The organism is Victivallis sp. (genome assembly GCF_048170485.1).
GTDB lineage: Bacteria > Verrucomicrobiota > Lentisphaeria > Victivallales > Victivallaceae > Victivallis.
In genome coordinates, this window is sequence record NZ_DBEXAY010000278.1 from 1 (window position 1) to 16,818 (window position 16,818).

The 16,818-nt window shown below is 59.2% G+C and carries 15 protein-coding genes; 6 read left to right on the forward strand and 9 right to left on the reverse strand.

Annotated features, from left to right (window positions below; translation table 11 throughout):
• Nucleotides 1-82 precede the first annotated feature (82 nt).
• Entirely contained in the window at nucleotides 83-2,365 is a 2,283-nt protein-coding gene (locus ACMLHG_RS14365) for a hypothetical protein (protein WP_417170933.1), read from the forward strand.
• 9 nt (nucleotides 2,366-2,374) lie between these two features.
• On the opposite strand, the gene ACMLHG_RS14370 is transcribed toward ACMLHG_RS14365, so the two are convergent.
• Together ACMLHG_RS14370 and ACMLHG_RS14375 are read right to left on the reverse strand one after the other, a co-directional pair.
• On the reverse strand, nucleotides 2,375-3,544 hold the full coding sequence (locus tag ACMLHG_RS14370) for a cation diffusion facilitator family transporter (protein ID WP_417170934.1): 1,170 nt from the start codon (nucleotides 3,542-3,544) through the stop codon (nucleotides 2,375-2,377).
• A gap of 82 nt (nucleotides 3,545-3,626) precedes the next feature.
• Nucleotides 3,627-4,733, reverse strand: a complete 1,107-nt coding sequence (locus ACMLHG_RS14375; protein WP_417170935.1) for a zinc-dependent alcohol dehydrogenase — start codon at nucleotides 4,731-4,733, stop codon at nucleotides 3,627-3,629.
• A 268-nt stretch (nucleotides 4,734-5,001) separates the two neighbouring features.
• Here ACMLHG_RS14375 and ACMLHG_RS14380 point away from each other — a divergent pair, with 268 nt between their 5' ends.
• Together ACMLHG_RS14380 and ACMLHG_RS14385 are read left to right on the forward strand one after the other, a co-directional pair.
• Complete coding sequence (locus ACMLHG_RS14380; protein ID WP_417170936.1) at nucleotides 5,002-5,775, forward strand: H-X9-DG-CTERM domain-containing protein; 774 nt, start codon at nucleotides 5,002-5,004, stop codon at nucleotides 5,773-5,775.
• A gap of 9 nt (nucleotides 5,776-5,784) precedes the next feature.
• A complete protein-coding gene (locus tag ACMLHG_RS14385) occupies nucleotides 5,785-7,089 on the forward strand; it encodes an acetylxylan esterase (RefSeq protein WP_417170937.1) in 1,305 nt (434 codons plus the stop codon).
• Nucleotides 7,090-7,131: 42 nt separating this feature from the next.
• Here ACMLHG_RS14385 and ACMLHG_RS14390 read toward each other — a convergent pair whose 3' ends face one another.
• Nucleotides 7,132-7,794: a hypothetical protein gene (locus ACMLHG_RS14390; protein ID WP_294436003.1), complete on the reverse strand. Its 663-nt coding sequence runs from the start codon at nucleotides 7,792-7,794 to the stop codon at nucleotides 7,132-7,134.
• Between the two features lie 178 nt (nucleotides 7,795-7,972).
• On the opposite strand from ACMLHG_RS14390, the gene ACMLHG_RS14395 reads away from it, so the two are divergent.
• Nucleotides 7,973-8,344: an LITAF-like zinc ribbon domain-containing protein gene (locus ACMLHG_RS14395; protein ID WP_294436004.1), complete on the forward strand. Its 372-nt coding sequence runs from the start codon at nucleotides 7,973-7,975 to the stop codon at nucleotides 8,342-8,344.
• A gap of 21 nt (nucleotides 8,345-8,365) precedes the next feature.
• On the opposite strand, the gene ACMLHG_RS14400 is transcribed toward ACMLHG_RS14395, so the two are convergent.
• Both ACMLHG_RS14400 and ACMLHG_RS14405 read right to left on the reverse strand, forming a co-directional pair.
• Complete coding sequence (locus tag ACMLHG_RS14400; protein WP_417170938.1) at nucleotides 8,366-9,037, reverse strand: prepilin-type N-terminal cleavage/methylation domain-containing protein; 672 nt, start codon at nucleotides 9,035-9,037, stop codon at nucleotides 8,366-8,368.
• A 340-nt stretch (nucleotides 9,038-9,377) separates the two neighbouring features.
• Nucleotides 9,378-10,925, reverse strand: a complete 1,548-nt coding sequence (locus ACMLHG_RS14405) for an ADP-ribosylglycohydrolase family protein (RefSeq protein WP_417170939.1) — start codon at nucleotides 10,923-10,925, stop codon at nucleotides 9,378-9,380.
• A gap of 120 nt (nucleotides 10,926-11,045) precedes the next feature.
• On the opposite strand from ACMLHG_RS14405, the gene ACMLHG_RS14410 reads away from it, so the two are divergent.
• Nucleotides 11,046-11,885: an AraC family transcriptional regulator gene (locus ACMLHG_RS14410; RefSeq protein WP_294436428.1), complete on the forward strand. Its 840-nt coding sequence runs from the start codon at nucleotides 11,046-11,048 to the stop codon at nucleotides 11,883-11,885.
• A gap of 24 nt (nucleotides 11,886-11,909) precedes the next feature.
• Here the strand turns inward: ACMLHG_RS14410 and ACMLHG_RS14415 are convergent, their stop codons facing one another.
• From ACMLHG_RS14415 to ACMLHG_RS14425, 3 genes are all read right to left on the reverse strand, one after another.
• Nucleotides 11,910-12,707, reverse strand: a complete 798-nt coding sequence (locus ACMLHG_RS14415; RefSeq protein ID WP_417170940.1) for an alpha/beta hydrolase — start codon at nucleotides 12,705-12,707, stop codon at nucleotides 11,910-11,912.
• A gap of 42 nt (nucleotides 12,708-12,749) precedes the next feature.
• Nucleotides 12,750-14,588 (reverse strand): RNB domain-containing ribonuclease, encoded by a 1,839-nt coding sequence (locus ACMLHG_RS14420; protein ID WP_417170941.1) that lies wholly within the window; start codon nucleotides 14,586-14,588, stop codon nucleotides 12,750-12,752.
• A gap of 71 nt (nucleotides 14,589-14,659) precedes the next feature.
• Nucleotides 14,660-15,286, reverse strand: coding sequence for a hypothetical protein (locus ACMLHG_RS14425; RefSeq protein WP_417170942.1), 627 nt, complete (start codon nucleotides 15,284-15,286; stop codon nucleotides 14,660-14,662).
• Between the two features lie 472 nt (nucleotides 15,287-15,758).
• On the opposite strand from ACMLHG_RS14425, the gene ACMLHG_RS14430 reads away from it, so the two are divergent.
• Complete coding sequence (locus tag ACMLHG_RS14430; protein ID WP_295810081.1) at nucleotides 15,759-16,355, forward strand: sugar O-acetyltransferase; 597 nt, start codon at nucleotides 15,759-15,761, stop codon at nucleotides 16,353-16,355.
• 28 nt (nucleotides 16,356-16,383) lie between these two features.
• Here ACMLHG_RS14430 and dut read toward each other — a convergent pair whose 3' ends face one another.
• A complete protein-coding gene (gene dut, locus ACMLHG_RS14435; protein WP_417170943.1) occupies nucleotides 16,384-16,818 on the reverse strand; it encodes a dUTP diphosphatase in 435 nt (144 codons plus the stop codon).

Below are 16,818 nucleotides of genomic sequence, written 5' to 3' on the forward strand. Positions count from 1 at the left end.
CAATACTTCTCTTTTTGCACTTGAAAAAATAACAATATTATTGTAAATTCAATCATCATAACCAACCAGCCGGAGGTATGAGATGAGTTTGAAGCGAGAGTGTCCGTTGATTCCGATGGGAGCGGTGACCGGGAAACCGGACCGAAACATGATTTCCGAAACATTGACTGCACTGCGGGAGGTCGGGGTAACCCAGTACCTGGTCTATCCCCGGTCCGGATGTGAACTGGAGTATCTGAGCCCCGAGTGGTTCGACACCTGCCGGATTTTCTTCGAGGAGGGGGAACGTCTCGGCTTCACATCCATGTGGCTCTACGATGAATTCAACTGGCCCAGCGGTCAGTGCGGCGGCAAAATCATGCGGGAAAATCCCGATTACGCGCTTCATTATCTTCAGGTGCTCGAAGAGAGTGACGGCAGCTTCACCTTCCGCAAAGGATGCAATCCCGCCCGTCCTGACGTGCTCAACGTTGACGCCATGCGCGCATTTCTCCGGTCCACACATGAGAGATATGCCGAACACTTTTCTCCGCTCTTCGGCCGCTTGATCAAGGGATTCTTCACCGATGAACCATCGTTTCTCTATGTCTGGCACGGGGAATCCATTCCGGGAGAACGGCTCCGGATCGCCTGCTATCCCGGGCTCGAAGAGGAGTACACGGCACTGACCGGAAACCAGCTCCAAAACGATATTGCATGCTGCCTGAAAACTGGATGCGACCCGTTCTGGCGCCCCTTCGTTTATCAGTTGCTCGGCAACCGTTTCCGTGACGCGTTTCTGCGTCCGGTCCGCGACTGGTGCACAGCTCACAACCTGTTCCTGACCGGCCATCTCATGGATGAATCCTCCACCGGCAGCTCTCTCGCGGCCAGCGGACGCCCGCTCGAAATCATCGATCAATTCACCCTGCCCGGCATGGATGAAATCTTCACCCGCCAGTTCAATGACAACATGGAGTGGCTCACGTTCGCCACCGTCGAGCATGGCATCCGCCGCACTGGCAACGGCGGACTTGCGGAACTTTTCGCCCTCGGCCCCTGCGACATGTCACTTGCCCGCATGAAAAAGACGATGCGTCTCGCCGGCATGTTCGGCGTCGATCACTATGTGCTTGCAGTCGCCCAACTCGACATGCGCGGCAATGTGGAGAAATGCAATTACTTCAACCCCTACTCCCGCACGCAGCCGTGGTTCCGCGCGCTGAAGCTGCTGGGCGAAGACGCCGCGCTCTCCGCCGACATCGCCGGGAAACCGTTCCATCCGGAAATCCAGATTCGCTATCCCGGCGTGCCGCGTCTGCTGAACGATCTGCTGATGCAGCTGGTCGAGCGCCAACGGAGCTGGAGCGTGATCAATGCGGAGGAATCCGGCAGTGCGGCATTCATCCTGCGTCTGGAACAGGAGGGCATCACCGAAGAACGTTCCGGCAGGACCTGGAGTTCGGTCGAAGTGTTTCTGAACGACCTTGAAAAGAGATCGCCGCTCCGGGTGTACGTGACCGAATCCGACGGCAGTCGTGCCCGGGATATCTTTTTACGCAACTATGCCGACGGCTCCATCGAAGTTGTGAATCTCTCCCGTTCCCCGCAGGAACGCGCCCTTCTGCTGCATCGCAACGGTCAAGCCATTCCCTTCCCCCTCGCCTTTGACGGCACCGCCTCGTTCGGCGGCTGGAAGATCGAACTCGACCGCCCAAATCTGAAACGGCTGGACTTCGAAAACGGTCTCTGCCGGGTTGTCGTCCGGGAAAACCTTCCTGCCGTGACCTTGGCTTTGCGCGACTACGGCGGCAGAGTCGAACTTCGGCTCGACGGTAAACCGATCGAAGCAAAATCGGTATGCACTTCGCTGCCGCAGGGCTTCCGCGAACTTTACCGGGAAACCCTTCCTTTCGATCTTCCAGCAGGAGAGCACCGCTTTGAAATGGCGGCCACGACCAGAGATTATCTCTATTTGCCCTGCGCCTTTCTCACGGGAGAGTTCGCCGATCAGGGAGACGGGCTTGCCCGCTATGCCGGAGACGGCGCCGGACTGGGCAACTACATTGGCAAACTGAGCCAGCAGGGGGAAGTGGATATTCCTGCCGATGCGACGCTTCTGCGCCTGGAGACGGACAATTTGTTCAGCGAACTCTTTCTCGACGACGAAAGTCTGGGCGAACGCGCCTGGGATCCATTCGCCTGGCGGATTCCGGAACGCTTTGCCGGCCGCCGGGTACAGCTCCGGCTGGAACGGTACACCTCCTGCGGTCCGATGTTCGGCACCCGGGCATTCGAACCGGAAGTGGCGGGCAGCGACTGGGGTCAAACCTACGCACCGCAGGGTGGCATACCGCATCCGGTTACAGAACCGGTATTTGAATGATCTCCGCCTTTATACGAAAGAGTTTTCAATCACCACGGCGATCAGGACATTGGGATCGCGCTGCCGGAGCGTCTTCAGCAGGCGCTCCTGCAGTTCGTGGTGCGACAGCGGACAGCTGCGCGGCACCAGCAGATTGAACTTCAACCGAAGATATTTCTGCGTCCGGAACATGCGAAAATCGTAAATCCGGAATCCGGCGTCAATCGCTTCCGCCGCCCGGGTCGCGGCAAGCCGCCACGCCTTGAACTCCGGATCGTCGCGGTCAAACGGGTCACAATGGAGCGTCAACCTGACCGGCAGCGCCATGGCGACCTGCCGCTCCGTGTTCTCCAGCGAATCGTGAATCTGCACCGGATCGCAGTCGGAATTCACTTCGGCGTGCGCGGTGGCAAAGTAGCGCCCGGGGCCGTAGTTGTGCATGATGAGATCGTGGACGCCGCAGATGTCGGGATTTTCCAGCATCTTCCGTTCAAGCTCCTCGACCAGTTCGCGGTCCGGACACTCCCCGAGCAGCGGGTTGATCGTGTCGCGCACCACTTTGATTCCGCCGACGATGATCAGCAGCGCGACGATGACGCCGGCGATTCCATCCGACGGGAACGAGGTGATGCTGTCGAGGAACACCGCGATCAGCACCACGGAAGTGGTCAAAATATCGCTCAAACTGTCGAAGGCGGTCGCCTGAAGCACCGTCGAATTGATCTTCCGGCCCAGCGCGCGGTTGAAGAGAAACATCCAGAATTTGACCGGCACAGCGAGCGCAATCGTCACCATGCCCCAGAAGGAGACCTCGGTATCGACCGGGTGAAAGATCCGCTCCGCCGATCCCTTGAGGAAGTTGAGCCCGACGGCGATGATAATGACGGCGACCACCAGACCGGCCACATATTCCAGGCGACCGTGCCCGAACGGGTGTTCGTCGTCCGCCGGTTTGGCGGCCAGCTTGAAGCCGAGCAACGCCACAATCGAAGAGCCGGCATCGGAGAGGTTGTTGACCGCATCGGCCATGATGGCGATACTGCCGGAAATCAATCCCACCGTCAGCTTGGCGGCAAAAAGGCCGACGTTGCAGACAATGCCCACGGTGCCGGCCAGTTCGCCGTAACGTTCCCGCACTGCGGGATTGTCTGTCTTTTCCGGCTGTTTAACAAAAAGTCGAACCAGCAATTGCGTCAACATGATTTTCTCCTCTTCGAATAAAAAATTCCGGCCCGTGCCCGGCACACTGCCGGAAGAGCCGGAATGCGTCGTGCAGACGCGGCTATTCTATCACAACCGCGACCTTGATTCCCTTCATCTGAACATTGGTTTCCAGCGCTTCGCCGATCTTCTCAAGCGGGAAGTGATGGGTGACCAGCTTCTCCATCGGCAATCCGATTCCGGCGGCGCGGCGCAGGAACGCAAAGGCGATCGGGTAATCCTGCGGCGAATAGACCCACGAACCGACTGCCGTCACCTCCTTGTTGCAGAGGTCGTAATGCGGATCGATCGTACAGGTGCCGCTCGGCAGGAAGAAGCCGACTTCGCAGAGGCCGCCGCCGCGGCGGACCATCTTCCAGGCAGTCGCCGCCGCGGCGGGGCCTCCGGTGCACTGGAAGACGAATCCGGCCCCCAGCCCGTCGGTGGCCTCCTTCACTTCGGCGAGCATGTCGTTGAAGTCCGGATAGCGGGTGAAATTGAAGGTCCTGGTCGCCCCCATTTCGCGCGCCAGTTCGAGACGGTTGTCATTGCCGTCGACCGCGATGATGCAGTCAATGCCCATCGTCCGCAGCACCGCGAGCACCATGAGGCCGATCGGCCCGCATCCCTGCACCAGAACCTTGGTGTTGAAGTTCAGAAGTCCGGTGGTTTTCGCCCGCTCGACCGCGTGAACCGCCACCGCCGCCGGTTCGATCAGCATCCGCTGGTCGAGCGTCAGACCGGTCACGTTGAAGAAGGTCGAATTCGGCCGGATCTTGAGATATTCCGCATAGTAGCCGTTGAGGTGAATCTCGTCATCGGGGAAGAGCCCGTAGACGCCGCAGTGTTCGCAGAGGTTGGTGCGGGCCGGCGTATTCTGGCAGGCGCTGCAATGACCGCAGGGAATCACGCAGGTGACGATCTTGTCGCCGACCTTCACCGGGACACCGGCGGAATCGTGAGTGATGTTTTTCCCGAGAACTTCGATCGAACCGGATCCTTCGTGGCCGAGCACCACCGGGCAGAGGCCGAAGGGATCGCGTTTGTATTCATGGCCGTCGGTGCCGCAGACGCCGCACCCTTCCACCTTGACCAGCATTTCATCATCGCCGATCGGCGGAATCGGAAACTCTTTGATTTCAAACTTGCCGGGAGCGACCAGCACCGCCGCCTTCGCCATTTTTGCCATGATATTCGCCTCATTTTTGAATCTGGAGGGGAACCGCAATCCGGATGCGGAGCACCGCCGGAGAATTGCTCCTTTTAAAATAACACGGTTTTGCGCTTTTTTCCACCGGCATACCGCAAAAAGATTCCCTCTTTTCTCTGAGTGTCACCCTCTGTTTCTCTCATGGTTTATTTTCAAAAATTTTTTCCGCGCCTCTTGACTTTTCCCGATTTTTGAATATAATTAATATAAAATAATATTGTATTTTGTTCAAACAGGAGACCAGACGATGATGGACACATCAAAGAGAGATGGAAAAGGAAAATCCAATTTTACTCTTATTGAACTGCTGATCGTAATCGCGATCATCGCGATTCTGGCAGCTCTTTTGCTGCCGGCCTTGAACAAAAGCAGGGAAAAAGCCCGTTCGATCAGCTGCTTGAGCAATATGAAACAGATTGGTACGATGTTCGCCCTCTACATGGGTGACAACCGGGATCTGGTCATGCACAGCTGGAAATATGATGACGGGCAGAGATGGTTTGCCGCATTTCTGACCGGATACGACCCGGCAAATTCGGCCGGAGCCCTCAGAAGCCTGAACAGCGGCGTATTCCGCTGCCCGGCGGCGCCGTTCATCCAGGATTCCTTCACCACCACCTACGGGGCCAATGTCAATGTGGCGGATTTCAAGCAGAACGCTTCCGTCAGCGGTACTTCGAACATCATGCTCGCGCCGCCGGGGGAAGGTTCGACGACGGAATATCTCTGCATTCAGGCGGCCAAAGTGCCGCAGCAGGAACGCGGCTGGCGCAATGCCGGCAGTTTTCCCCGGAATTTCCGCATTTTCCAGCTGGGCGAATCTCTCTATCAGGACAATCAGTGCTCCCAGATCACCCGCACCGGCAGCAATACGCTGGCCGACCTCCGACACAACGGCAAGATGAACACGTTGATGTTCGACGGCAGTTCCCGGTCGGTGAACCGCCGGGAACTGATGACCGTCCTTTACTGGCCGACCGGAAGAACGATCTATGTCAACGGAGCAAAAATCATACTGTAGGAGATGAATGTGACTCGCCATCTTTTTCCCCGCCTCCTTCCAGCTGTTGCAACCGCCGCTCTCGTTGCCGTTCTTCCGGCCCGTGCGGAGGAGTACACCGCCTGGACCATAACCGGCTGGACCGACCGCCCTGAGGCGCGGTATCAGCCCGGCGAGCCGATGAAATTCTATTTCCGCATTCTGAATGCAAACCAGCCCGTGCCGGGCAAGGTACGAATCACCCTGGCGGCCGATGACGGACGCCGAACCGAAACGGTTCATGAAGTTTCCGCCGGGAAGCCGTTGGAAATCACCGCCTCGCTCAGCCGACCCGGCTTCGTAATGGCGCGTGCCACTCTGTTGACACCGCAGGGGAATGCGGCCAGACGCCCCTGGCGTAACCAGCAACTGCGTGACATTCAATACGGGATGGGCGGCTGTGTCGAACCAGAACAACTCCGCCCCGCCCTGCCGGAACCCCGCGACTTCGACGACTTCTGGACAAAAGCGCGCCGGGAACTGGCGGATGTTCCTCTCAAGGTGAAGCGGGTCATCCGGCAGCAGGATTCCAATTTCACCGTCTATGATCTCACCATCGCCGCCCCCGGCCCCCGCCCGGCTCGCGGCTATCTCACCATTCCCCGGAATGCGGCTCCCCGGTCTCTGCCGCTGGACATTCAGTTTGACGGCTACGCCGTTCATGCGATTCGCCCGCGCCGTCTATCCAACGCCATCGCGTTGATCATCAACGCTCACGGAATCCGCAACGACGGTGATGAGAACTACTACGATACCCTTGCCCGGGGAGAACTCCGGCGGTACGGCTTTCGCAATGAAGAGAATGAATCCCCCGGAAGTTGCTACTTCAAATACATGATTCTTCGCAATTTGCGTGCAGTGGAATACGGCCGGACCCTTCCGGAGTGGGACGGCAGACGGATTCAGTTTTCCGGCGGCAGTCAGGGAGCCTTCCAGGCGGTTGCGGTGACGGCGCTGACGCCGGATGCCACCAACTGCCGGATTTCAATTCCGTGGCTGTGCGATCTCGGAGGCGTCACCCGGGGGCGTATCCGCGGCTGGCGGCCGGACTGGCGCCCAGGTCTGGGATATTATGACACCGTGCATTTTGCCGCCCGCATAACGTGTCCGGTTCAAATCACTGCGGGGCTCTCCGACTGGACCTGCCCGCCCTCCGGTGTCCAAGTCCTCTACAACCAGCTGAAGGGACGCAAGGAACTGACCTTTTATCAAGGACTTGAACACGGAGCATATTTCGGTTACGATCAAAAGAAAGCCGCCCGGATGGTTCAGAAGGCTCCCGCGGCATTGCCGTGAAGCCCCGCCGTTGACCGCGCCGGGGCTCCCCTCCCCCCCCGGTTACCGGGGGCCGAAGGAACGCTGTTCGGCGGCAAGGAGTTTCTCCAACTGTTCGTCGGAGAGCTTTTCCGGATAACCGGCAACCGCCGCCTTCGCTTCGGCAACCTTCTCCGGGTCAAGACGGCGTTCCAGCTGCATCAATCGCAGTGCTGCTTCGTTCCGTCTGATCTGCGCCGCAATGACGGACTTGGTCGTATCACGGCCGGCTTTGCATCTCGCTTCGGCAGCCTGCACGGACCTGTCCGCATTCATCCAGGTGAGATACGCCTCGGCAAAGGAGGAAAACGCACGACGTCCGCTCTTCTGGCGCATCAGATTTAAACGAAGTTTATCCTGTTCCAGCTGAATTTGATACACATCATCGACCGACACGGAACCGGCCCGACATGCCTCTGCCGTCAACTGGCGAAGCTGATCGAAAAGTTTGATCTGTTCTTCACACGTCCGCAGATATTCCGGGGTCCCTGCGGAGCCGCGCATCATCCGCCCGCCGCCACCGCCGCCGGGACGGCGCACCGGCGCGGGAGCCGACGCTCCGGCGGAACCGGCAAACAACGTTCCGGACGGGGCGAAATAGTTGACTATCGTGATGATGAGAGCAAGAATCGACGCGATCAATGCAACGTAAACGGCAACCTTCTCTGAATTCTTTTCGCTGAGCATGCTTCAAAACTCCTTGCGCTTCAAGTTCTCACTGCAGCCAAAATAGAGCCGCATCTGGAAAAATTCAAGAGAGGTTCCAGGAATTTTCCGGAAGAACCTTGAAAAAATTCTGATCAGGACTTGATATCCGGCGATTTTGCACTATCTTGCAGGTAAAACAGAGGAGAATCCTGCCAGTATGAAATGTGCAAAATGCGGTGCAGAAGTACGCGACGACCAGCCCTGCTGTCCGAACTGCGGCGGAACCGGCTCCGCCTCGTTCCGGCGAAACAACCGGGAAACCCCGGTGTGCTGCCCCTCCTGCGGTTCCACGCAGATTTCAGCGGTGCGCAAGAATTACGATCCCGGCTGCGGCTGTCTCGGACTGCTGCTCTTCGGCTGGGTGGGGCTGCTGCTCGGCCTGCTCGGCGCCAATGATGTGGAGATGGTATGCAACCAGTGCGGCGCCCGCTGGCCCGCGGGGAAACCGCGCGACGTCCAGACCGGCATCGGTTGCGGTACGCTGCTCCTGATTCTTCTCCTGCTCTGGCTGCTGCTCTCCTGCCTGTAACGGCACTCTTCCGGGAATGCCTCAATAGAAGTTCTTCAACATCTGATTGAAGTTCTCCGGCCGTTGCAAATAGCGGTAGTTGTAGTTGGTCACATGGCCGTCGAGCATTCCGGCATTCAGTGACTGCGAATGGCGGTATGCGACTTTTCCCGCGCCCGTCACACTTTCCCCGTTTTGAAAATAGCCGGGGATGTTGCTGTCGTACAGCATCCAGTCGAGTCCATCAGCCCACGAGGCCGAGGAACTCGGCCGCTTCAACCGATTCAACCGCAGGGCGCGTGTCGTATTCCACACGGTCGCATAACTTATTCCATAAGAAGATCTTATATTTCCTATTCCATCTTGCACATCATGCATGGCCCCGTGAGAAACCGGACATAACAGGGAAACTGGGAAACGATCCTGATAGTCGCTCTCCCGATTGTATCGGATTCCAAGGTAATTGACGAACGCGGGAATTTTGTACCACTGTCGCTTATCCCCCAATTCCCGCACAGGAACCCACCAGCCGTCGGAATCCACCGAATAAAACTGCCCGGCGGAAAGATATTGTTTCAGCGTGTTGACACATTGCGTCTTTTTCGCCGACTCACGTGATTTATTCAATGCGGGCAGCAGCATAGCGGCCAGAATGGCGATGATCGCGATTACAACCAGGAGTTCGACAAGAGTAAATTCCTTCACACGTTTCATGAATCGTTTTCCTTTCCGTTCACCTGCTGTTCTTTCTGAATGCCTTCCATAAAACCTGTCTGTGTTTTGCATCCCCGGCCGGTCGAATATCTTCCGGACCGGTCCCTCCTCGACCGGAACCGCTGATGCGTTCAGGTCAACGGCATGTACCTGTCCGATGACATGGCTTCTGCAATGGCGAAAGATGCGCAAAGGATTCCGGTCGGAGGAGGATCGTTGGATTCCACCGCCCCCCTCCCCGCTGGACATCGATCACAAAAAAACTTTCCGCCGTCTCGTGTCTTCACCCGGCAATGCCCCTGTTTTTTCCTTGCTCACTTCATACAGCTCAGTCATTCATTTAAAACAACTTTTCGGCGCGGCGGGCAAAGAGCCGGTCTTCGTCATCTTTGTACCACTCGCTGTACACAAGCTCCTCCATCCCGATTGCTCCGCGCAACTGAAACGGAACGGTCAGCCAGAGCGGCGAGCGCCGGTCCGACAGCCGCAGGGAAACCGGCAGATAGACTACGGAGTCCCGGAACTCCCCGGGGGTGATTTCAACTGTAATGGAAGAACTCATCCGCTGCCGGCTCTGGAGAGCGAAGGAGGCGCCGGGATTCATGGTCCACCCTTCCGGAAGCTGCCAGTCGAAGCAGGCGAGCCGGTTGTCATGGGGGCAATCGGTAAGCGTCAGCGTGAGCTTCTGCGTCTCCCCCGGAGCCGTGACGGGACTTGTTCCATAGTCGATCGTCAGAACACCCCACGGCAGATCGAAGCCGAGCGCCCGGCTCGAACGCGCCAGCACCCGCTCCACCGCTTCTCCGGCTTCGACGAACCGCTCCCGGTATGTTTCGGAGATGCGCGTTTCGTCGGCAGAAAGGTGCGGCAACGTCGGATTTTCCCGTTCCACCTGAAGCTTGGCATGAATGACCCGGTCGGTCAGTTCCTCAAGAGTAGCCGGAACGTAGAGTTGATAATTCTGCACCGCAACGGTCCGGATTGTATTGCCGATCGGTTCGGTCCACTTCTGCGGCAGATTCTTCCTGCCCATCAGGATTCCGAGTATCGCGCCGACGGTTGCTCCGGTGCAGTCGGTGTCGTCGCCGCAGTTGACGGCAATGCAGATGCTGCGCCCGAAATCCCCCTCTCCGTACAGAAGTCCAAGCACGACAAACCCGAGGTTGGCCGGTGCCTGGAACCAGCCGAGATCCGCACTCTCTTCAACAATACGGTTCCGGGCAGTGCGCCAGTCGATGCCGGAGTCGTAGCATTCCATCGCCAGTTTCACGCTGCGGGCGACGCGGCAATCGGCAGGAATTCTCGCAAGCGCGATATCGATGAGTTTGCGCACGTCGCGTTCGACAAACGCGGCGGATTCAAGCACCGCGGTAAAGATCTCCGCATAAATTCCCTCGCCGCAGTGATCGACGCAGGCGTCGAGCCAGGCGAACCGCACGACCTCATCCGGAACGGCGGGGAAGAGGCACGCCCAGACTTCCGAACGGATCCAGGCGCCGTTGCTGTACTTCCATTTCTCGTTGTTGCAGAATCCGGAGAGCGGCGGATAAAGTCCGTTGACGATATTGGCCTTGGCGGTGCCATATTCATTCCATGGCCCGGAGATATAACGCATCCAATATTCGCCGAGCGCACGTTCCGTCAGGCGGTAGGCTCCGCGCTGTTCCACGGCGAGCAGCCAGACCAGTTGCAGGTCGAGGTCGTCATTGGGCGCGGGATTTCCGCCCAGCTCCTGCTGATAGAATGTCAGATCGCTCATCTCGCGCCGGCCTTCCAGCGGAGTTCCCAATGTGCCGCCGATGTTCTTGCCGGTCCAGCAACCGAGAACTTTATCCCGGAATTCCTCGATATTGATTCTTTCCGCCGACGGAATTTTCTCTCCAAACATTGTCCTGTTTCCTTTCTGAGAAACCATTTGCTTTTTCGGTGTATCCTGCGTATATTATGCCACAAAGCAAGGGAAAACCCAATGGAACATTGTTCCAAACACCTTTAATTTTGTTCAAAAATGGCTCAAGTATTTCTCGGACCAAGCCAGGACGCGGATTTTTTCTCCGGCCGGACAGATGTTGTAGAGAACAGCTCCTACCAATGGCGGAGCCACTGGCTGCATGACTGGAGTCTGCTCGCGACCCTCGCCGGCCACGGAAAAATTTCTCTCGGCGAACATAGTTTTGAATCGGAGCCGGGCGAGATGATTCTCATTGCGCCGGAACATCCGCACCTTTTCCAGGCAGAACCTGGCTGGAACCTCATCTGGTTTCATTTTCTCATGCGCCCGCACCTGACCGCAGAAATCCATTGGCCGGAGGAGGTGCCGGGATTGCGGCGCTGCCGGTTGACCGGCACGGACCTCCGGCGCACCAAGGCTGCCCTGCTCGAAGCCCTTCAACTCGACCACCGCCGGGCGCCGGGATGGCACGGCCTGGCCTATGCACTGCTCGAAGAGGCAATCATGCGCGGTTTCGCCGGAGATTCACAAAGCCGCGGCGACGGGCGGGAGTGGCTCGCCCGGGCTCAACGCCTGCTGCTGCAGGGACCGGAGGAGAGCATATCCGTGGACCGCATCGCAGCCCTCTGCTGCATGTCGCGCACAAAATTCTATACGGCGTTCAAAGAAGCAACCGGAGTTTCTCCGCGGGCCTGGCGGGAATTTCAACAGCTGCTGCGTGCGCAGTTCCTTCTCCAGAGCACCTCTCTGCCGGTTGCGGAAATTGTCCGGCAGCTGGGGCTGGGGGATCCCTTCTACTTCTCCACCCGGTTTCGCCGCTTCTGCGGGCAGTCGCCGACGGAGTACCGGCGCAGTCACCCGGCACCGGAACCGGATGAAACGCTCCCGGAGAAATAGATCTCTCCGAACAGGTTCCGCCAATCACTTCACGATGGAACCGCCGTTCAGAAATTCCGCCAGCTCCCGCCAGTACGCCTCTCCGGCGACGGCGGTAAGATTGTTGTGCCCCGCCCCGGGGACCGGACAGAGCCGCTTCCGCCCCGGCGCCGCCTCGTAGAGCGCTTTCCCGTGCTCCGGCGGAATCACCCGGTCCCGGTCGCCGTGGAAGATCAGCACCGGGCATTTCACCCGCCGGATCCGGTCAAGGTTCGGGAAACGGTCTCCCGGCAGCCACGCCACTCCCGCCACAGCGAATGTACTGGTAAACGGCGCTTCCAGCACCAGCGCCGCCGCCGGGAAACGCTCCGCCAGATAACAGGCGGGCCCGCTCCCGAGACTCCGGCCATAAAGCACAATCCGCTCCGCCGGAATCTTCTTCTCCCCGGTGAGATAATGCCATACCCGCTCGGCGTCACGGTATACGTTACTTTCAGAAGGAGTTCCACCGCTGGCGCCATATCCTTCATAATCGAAGGCGGCAATTCCATAGCCGTGCGCCGTGAACTGCGGCAGGCGGTAACGCAGTCCGGAGAGGTCCTCCGCGTTGCCGTGGCAGTAGAGCACGGTGAACGCCTCCTCCGACGGAGCCGGATGGTGTTGCACTGCAATGGAAATCTTTTCCGCAACCGGCAGAAGCTCCGCCTTCTGCGCCGCGGCAGGATTCCCCTGCGGCGGCTGAAAGATGAACCGGTCCGCCATACAGCCGACAGCGGTCGTCAGCAGCAGCACCGCCATCGCGGCGCTCGCCGCACTCCACAAGCCGATGCGAAACAATTTCACTCTCTCCTCCCGACGTGTTTCAGAGCCGATGCGAAAAATTCCTCACTCCGCAACCGGATGCAGATCGATCCGCATCCGGGCGGTGAGCGCGGCAGGATCCACCGCCACAGGATACACCGTCAGCTCTTCGCCCAGATTCACCTTTCCACCGAAGCGGTTTTTATATTCATAGGCGAGCTCCGGCACCAGAAAGGTCAGCCGGTCATCCTGCCGGTCGACCGCGATCGCCCGGCCGGTCCACTCCGGATGCTGGGTGAGATAGACCAGCGTCCAGTATTCGTTGACGGTCCGTTCAAGCCGGCGGCGCTGCAACGCGGCCGCTTCGCTGAGGACAAGACGCTTTTCCAGCCACTCCGCAGAAAGCGGCTCCTCATTCTTCAAAATCCGGCGCAACTGCTGGTGTGCAAGCAGATCGGCGTAACGGCGCAACGGGCTGGTGACCCGGACATACGGCTCCAGCGCCAGCCCGGCGTGACGGCCCGGAGAACACTGAACAGCGCTGGGCGCACAGGCGCGACGCAACGCGAACATCTCCACGATCGACCCGCCCCCCATCTCCGCTTCCGGCGGTACCTGGGTGACAAACGGCAGCGGGATCTCCCGCTCCGCGGCCCATCCGGCGACGGCGCTTCCGGCGGCGAGCATCGCATTGGCCACCAGCTCCCGTTCCGGAGTGACGAAGCATGGTGTGATCTGCACGGCCCCGTCAACCAGCCGGAGCTTGACCTCCGGCAGTTGGATGAAGAGTGCACCATCGGCGCGGCGCCGTTCCCGGAACCGCTCCAGCTCCTGCCGCAACGAGCGCAACGGCTCCTCCTCCCAGCGTTCGCCGGCGGAGTGATAGGTGAGCCGTTCCACCCGGACGGTGGAGAGCACCATCTTCTCCAGTTTTGCAGTGCCGTCCGGCGCGATGCGGATTCCGAAGCTGAGCGCGGGAGAAAGCGGCTGAAGGCCGAGCCCGAACCGCTCCGTCGCCTCCGGCGGCAGCATGTGAACCACCTTCTCCGGCAGATAGAGATTCTCGCCGCGCGCGGCGGCTTCGTTGTCCGCATCGCTCTCCGGCGTCACCGAGGCGGCGGGATCCGCAACATGCACCCAGACCAGCCCGTCGGCAAAACTGACCGCGTCGTCCGGATCGTCACTGCCTTCGTCATCGATTGCGTAGGCGGTCATTGCAGTCAGATCCACCCGCTCTTCCTCAGGGAGCGGAGCAAGTGCACAATCCGGCTCGCTCAATTCGATACCCGCGCGGGACGGCCACGGGTCGGTCAGAAAGTCCCATACCCCCAGGCGGAGCAGAAGATGGTGCGCCTTCTCCGGCGTCGCCTCGATGCCGAGATCGCGCAACAGACGGCTGGACGGGGAATTCCCCAGCGCCACCTGCTCGATCTCCCGCAGGTTCACCCGGTCCTCCGGCAGAACAGCTCCGGAGCGGATCCGTTCGAGCAGCGCCTCCCGGGCGGCCTTCTCCCCCTCCTTCGCTTCGCGGGCGGCGAGCGCGGCGGCGACCTCCTCCGGCGAACGGCCGGTCACCCCCGCCTCCGGTCCGCCCCGGAACCAGATGTTGCGCGAAATAAGCTCCCAGGCAGACGCGGCCGCCTCCGGCGTATCCGCCGAATAGGCAAGCAGCAGAAAATCCGCAAACGGCAGTGTCTCGCCTTCCATGAGTTCAAGCAGTTCGGCACAGTCCGGCTCAGGCAGCAGTTTCGGCGGAAGCGACGAAACCGGTCCACGGTGGAGAAACTCCACATCCTTGGGGCGCACGCTTTTCGAGGCGCCGCCCTCCACACGGATTTCGATCTTCTCCTTATTGATCGCGGTCACCGCCGCGAATTTTCCATGATAGAGCACCAGAGCTCCGGTATTCAGTGAAACAGCCATGAGATTCCTTTTCCGGAAGATTGTCGTTTTCCCGGTAACATAGCGCTTTCGCGGCGATTTTCAAGCCCAGCCTACTCGATTACGTGCCAGCCGGGCGGATAATGAAATCCGGTATCCGGCAGGAGCCGGGTCGACGTGATTTCCGGTTCCGGGGCCGGCCGGGTGTAGTTGTACCGGCAGATGGCGAACCGGGAACCGGAAACGGTCTGTGGCGTCAATCCGGCAAGTTCGGAGGGAAAGACGATTTCAGCGCACCACAGCTTCTCCTCCCGGAGAATCCGGGTGCGGACACGGACCGGCCCTTGAAACGTCTTCTCGTCAAACGGAATTTCACGATGGGTCCGGTAGTCCGGAATATGGAGCATCAGCCGTTTCTCCTCCGGGGTGACGTGCAGTTCCAGATAGTCCTCCCGGCCGCGCGTCTGAAAGAAGAACTCCATCGCATCGCCGGTAACCCAGGTTTCCTCATTATCCGCCGTCGCCCGATTGAAGATGTCGGAATCCTCAAACACCGCACAGGCCCGAACCTCATTTCCGGCAATTTCCATAGCTCCGACACCGCGCTCCTTCGGCACCGCCCCGGTACGATAGTTCCGCAACACAAGCGCCCCGCTGCTGGGGGGGAGCCGGTCCGGCGCCCATTCATTGTTCCCCGATTTCAGAAAACGCAACAAAGAATCCCACATCAGTTCCTTCATGATACCTCACAACGTCTTTCGATGAGAACGGAATTTTTACGGGGTAAACTTTACAGCATCTTTCCGGAAATGCAAGGCGGAACCCTCATTTTCCCGCGCGATCAGACTGCGTTGCCGCTCTTCCTCCCGGAATCAGCACTCCCCTCGTCCGGACCGGAATGATGACATCATACTCGTCTCCAGTTCCGGCTGATGTCACTCCTGCGGTTCGAAGATCAACACCTTCCTACCGCGTTTCCGCATCTCGCCCGACCACCATGGCCGGAATCTGCATCGATTATGTTCTTCTATGCCGCCACGAACAAACAAAATTCGTTTTTATCGTCTCCTCTGCAATAGCTTGCGGACCTCTTCCCCACAGGAATACGGCCGTAGTGGCCGCTTTCCCCGGGGAAAATATCCTCTTCACCGATTGCAACCGGAGTCCGTCGACGGTATAGTATAGGAATCATAATAATATGGAGGAACTCTCATGACGGAAAAAGAGAAGCGAGATCTCGGGATGATCTACAATCCCAATTATGACCCGGAACTGCAGAAAGAGATGCTGAAATGCAAGGATATCTGCTTTTCCTTCAATCAGCTGCCGCCCTCCGACGTCGAGCAGCGGGGCGCGATTCTGCGCAAGCTCCTCGGCAGGAGCGGAAAAAACTGCACCATCCTCTCCCCCTTCTGGTGCGATTACGGCAGTCAGATCGAGGTCGGTGACAACTTCTTCGCCAACCACAACCTGGTGATTCTGGACGGAGCGAAGGTCCGCTTCGGAGACAACGTCTTCATCGCGCCCGACTGCGGATTCTACACCGCCGGCCATCCGGTGAAGGTTGCAGAACGCAACGAAGGGCTGGAGTACGCCCGCCCAATCACCGTCGGCAGCAACGTCTGGATCGGCGGCGGCGTCCGGGTTCTGCCCGGCGTCACCATCGGCAGCAATGTCGTCATCGGCGCCGGGAGCGTCGTGACCCGGGATATCCCCGACAATGTCATCGCCTTCGGCAACCCCTGCCGGGTCCACCGTCACCTGACCCCGGAAGAGCTCGCCGCCGCCATCCCGCCCTCCGAAGCGTGACGGAGCAAGCCCCTCTGCCGGGAACTTATTACTGTCTGCCGGTACTGCCGAAGCCGCCCGCGCCGCGGCCGGTTTCGGAGAGCTCTTCGGCGGGCACGAGTTCCACCGCGGGCAGTTCCGCAATCACCATCTGGGCAATCCGGTCCCCCCGGTGAACCGGGAACGGTTCCGGGCCGGGATTGAACATGATGACCCCCACCTCCCCCCGGTATCCGGCATCGATCGTGCCGGGGGAGTTGGTCAGCGAGAGGTTGTGCTTGAGGGCGAGTCCGCTGCGCGGCCGCACCTGCGCCTCAAATCCCACCGGCAGTTCCAGAAACATACCGGTCGGCACCAGCGTGCTCTTCCCGACGGCGAGCTCCATATCACAGCGCGAATGCAGGTCGTAGGCGGCATCGTCGTGGTGGGCTTTCGCAGGGAAAAGCTCCTCGCAGCCGGCCATCATCCGGACTTTTACATCAAT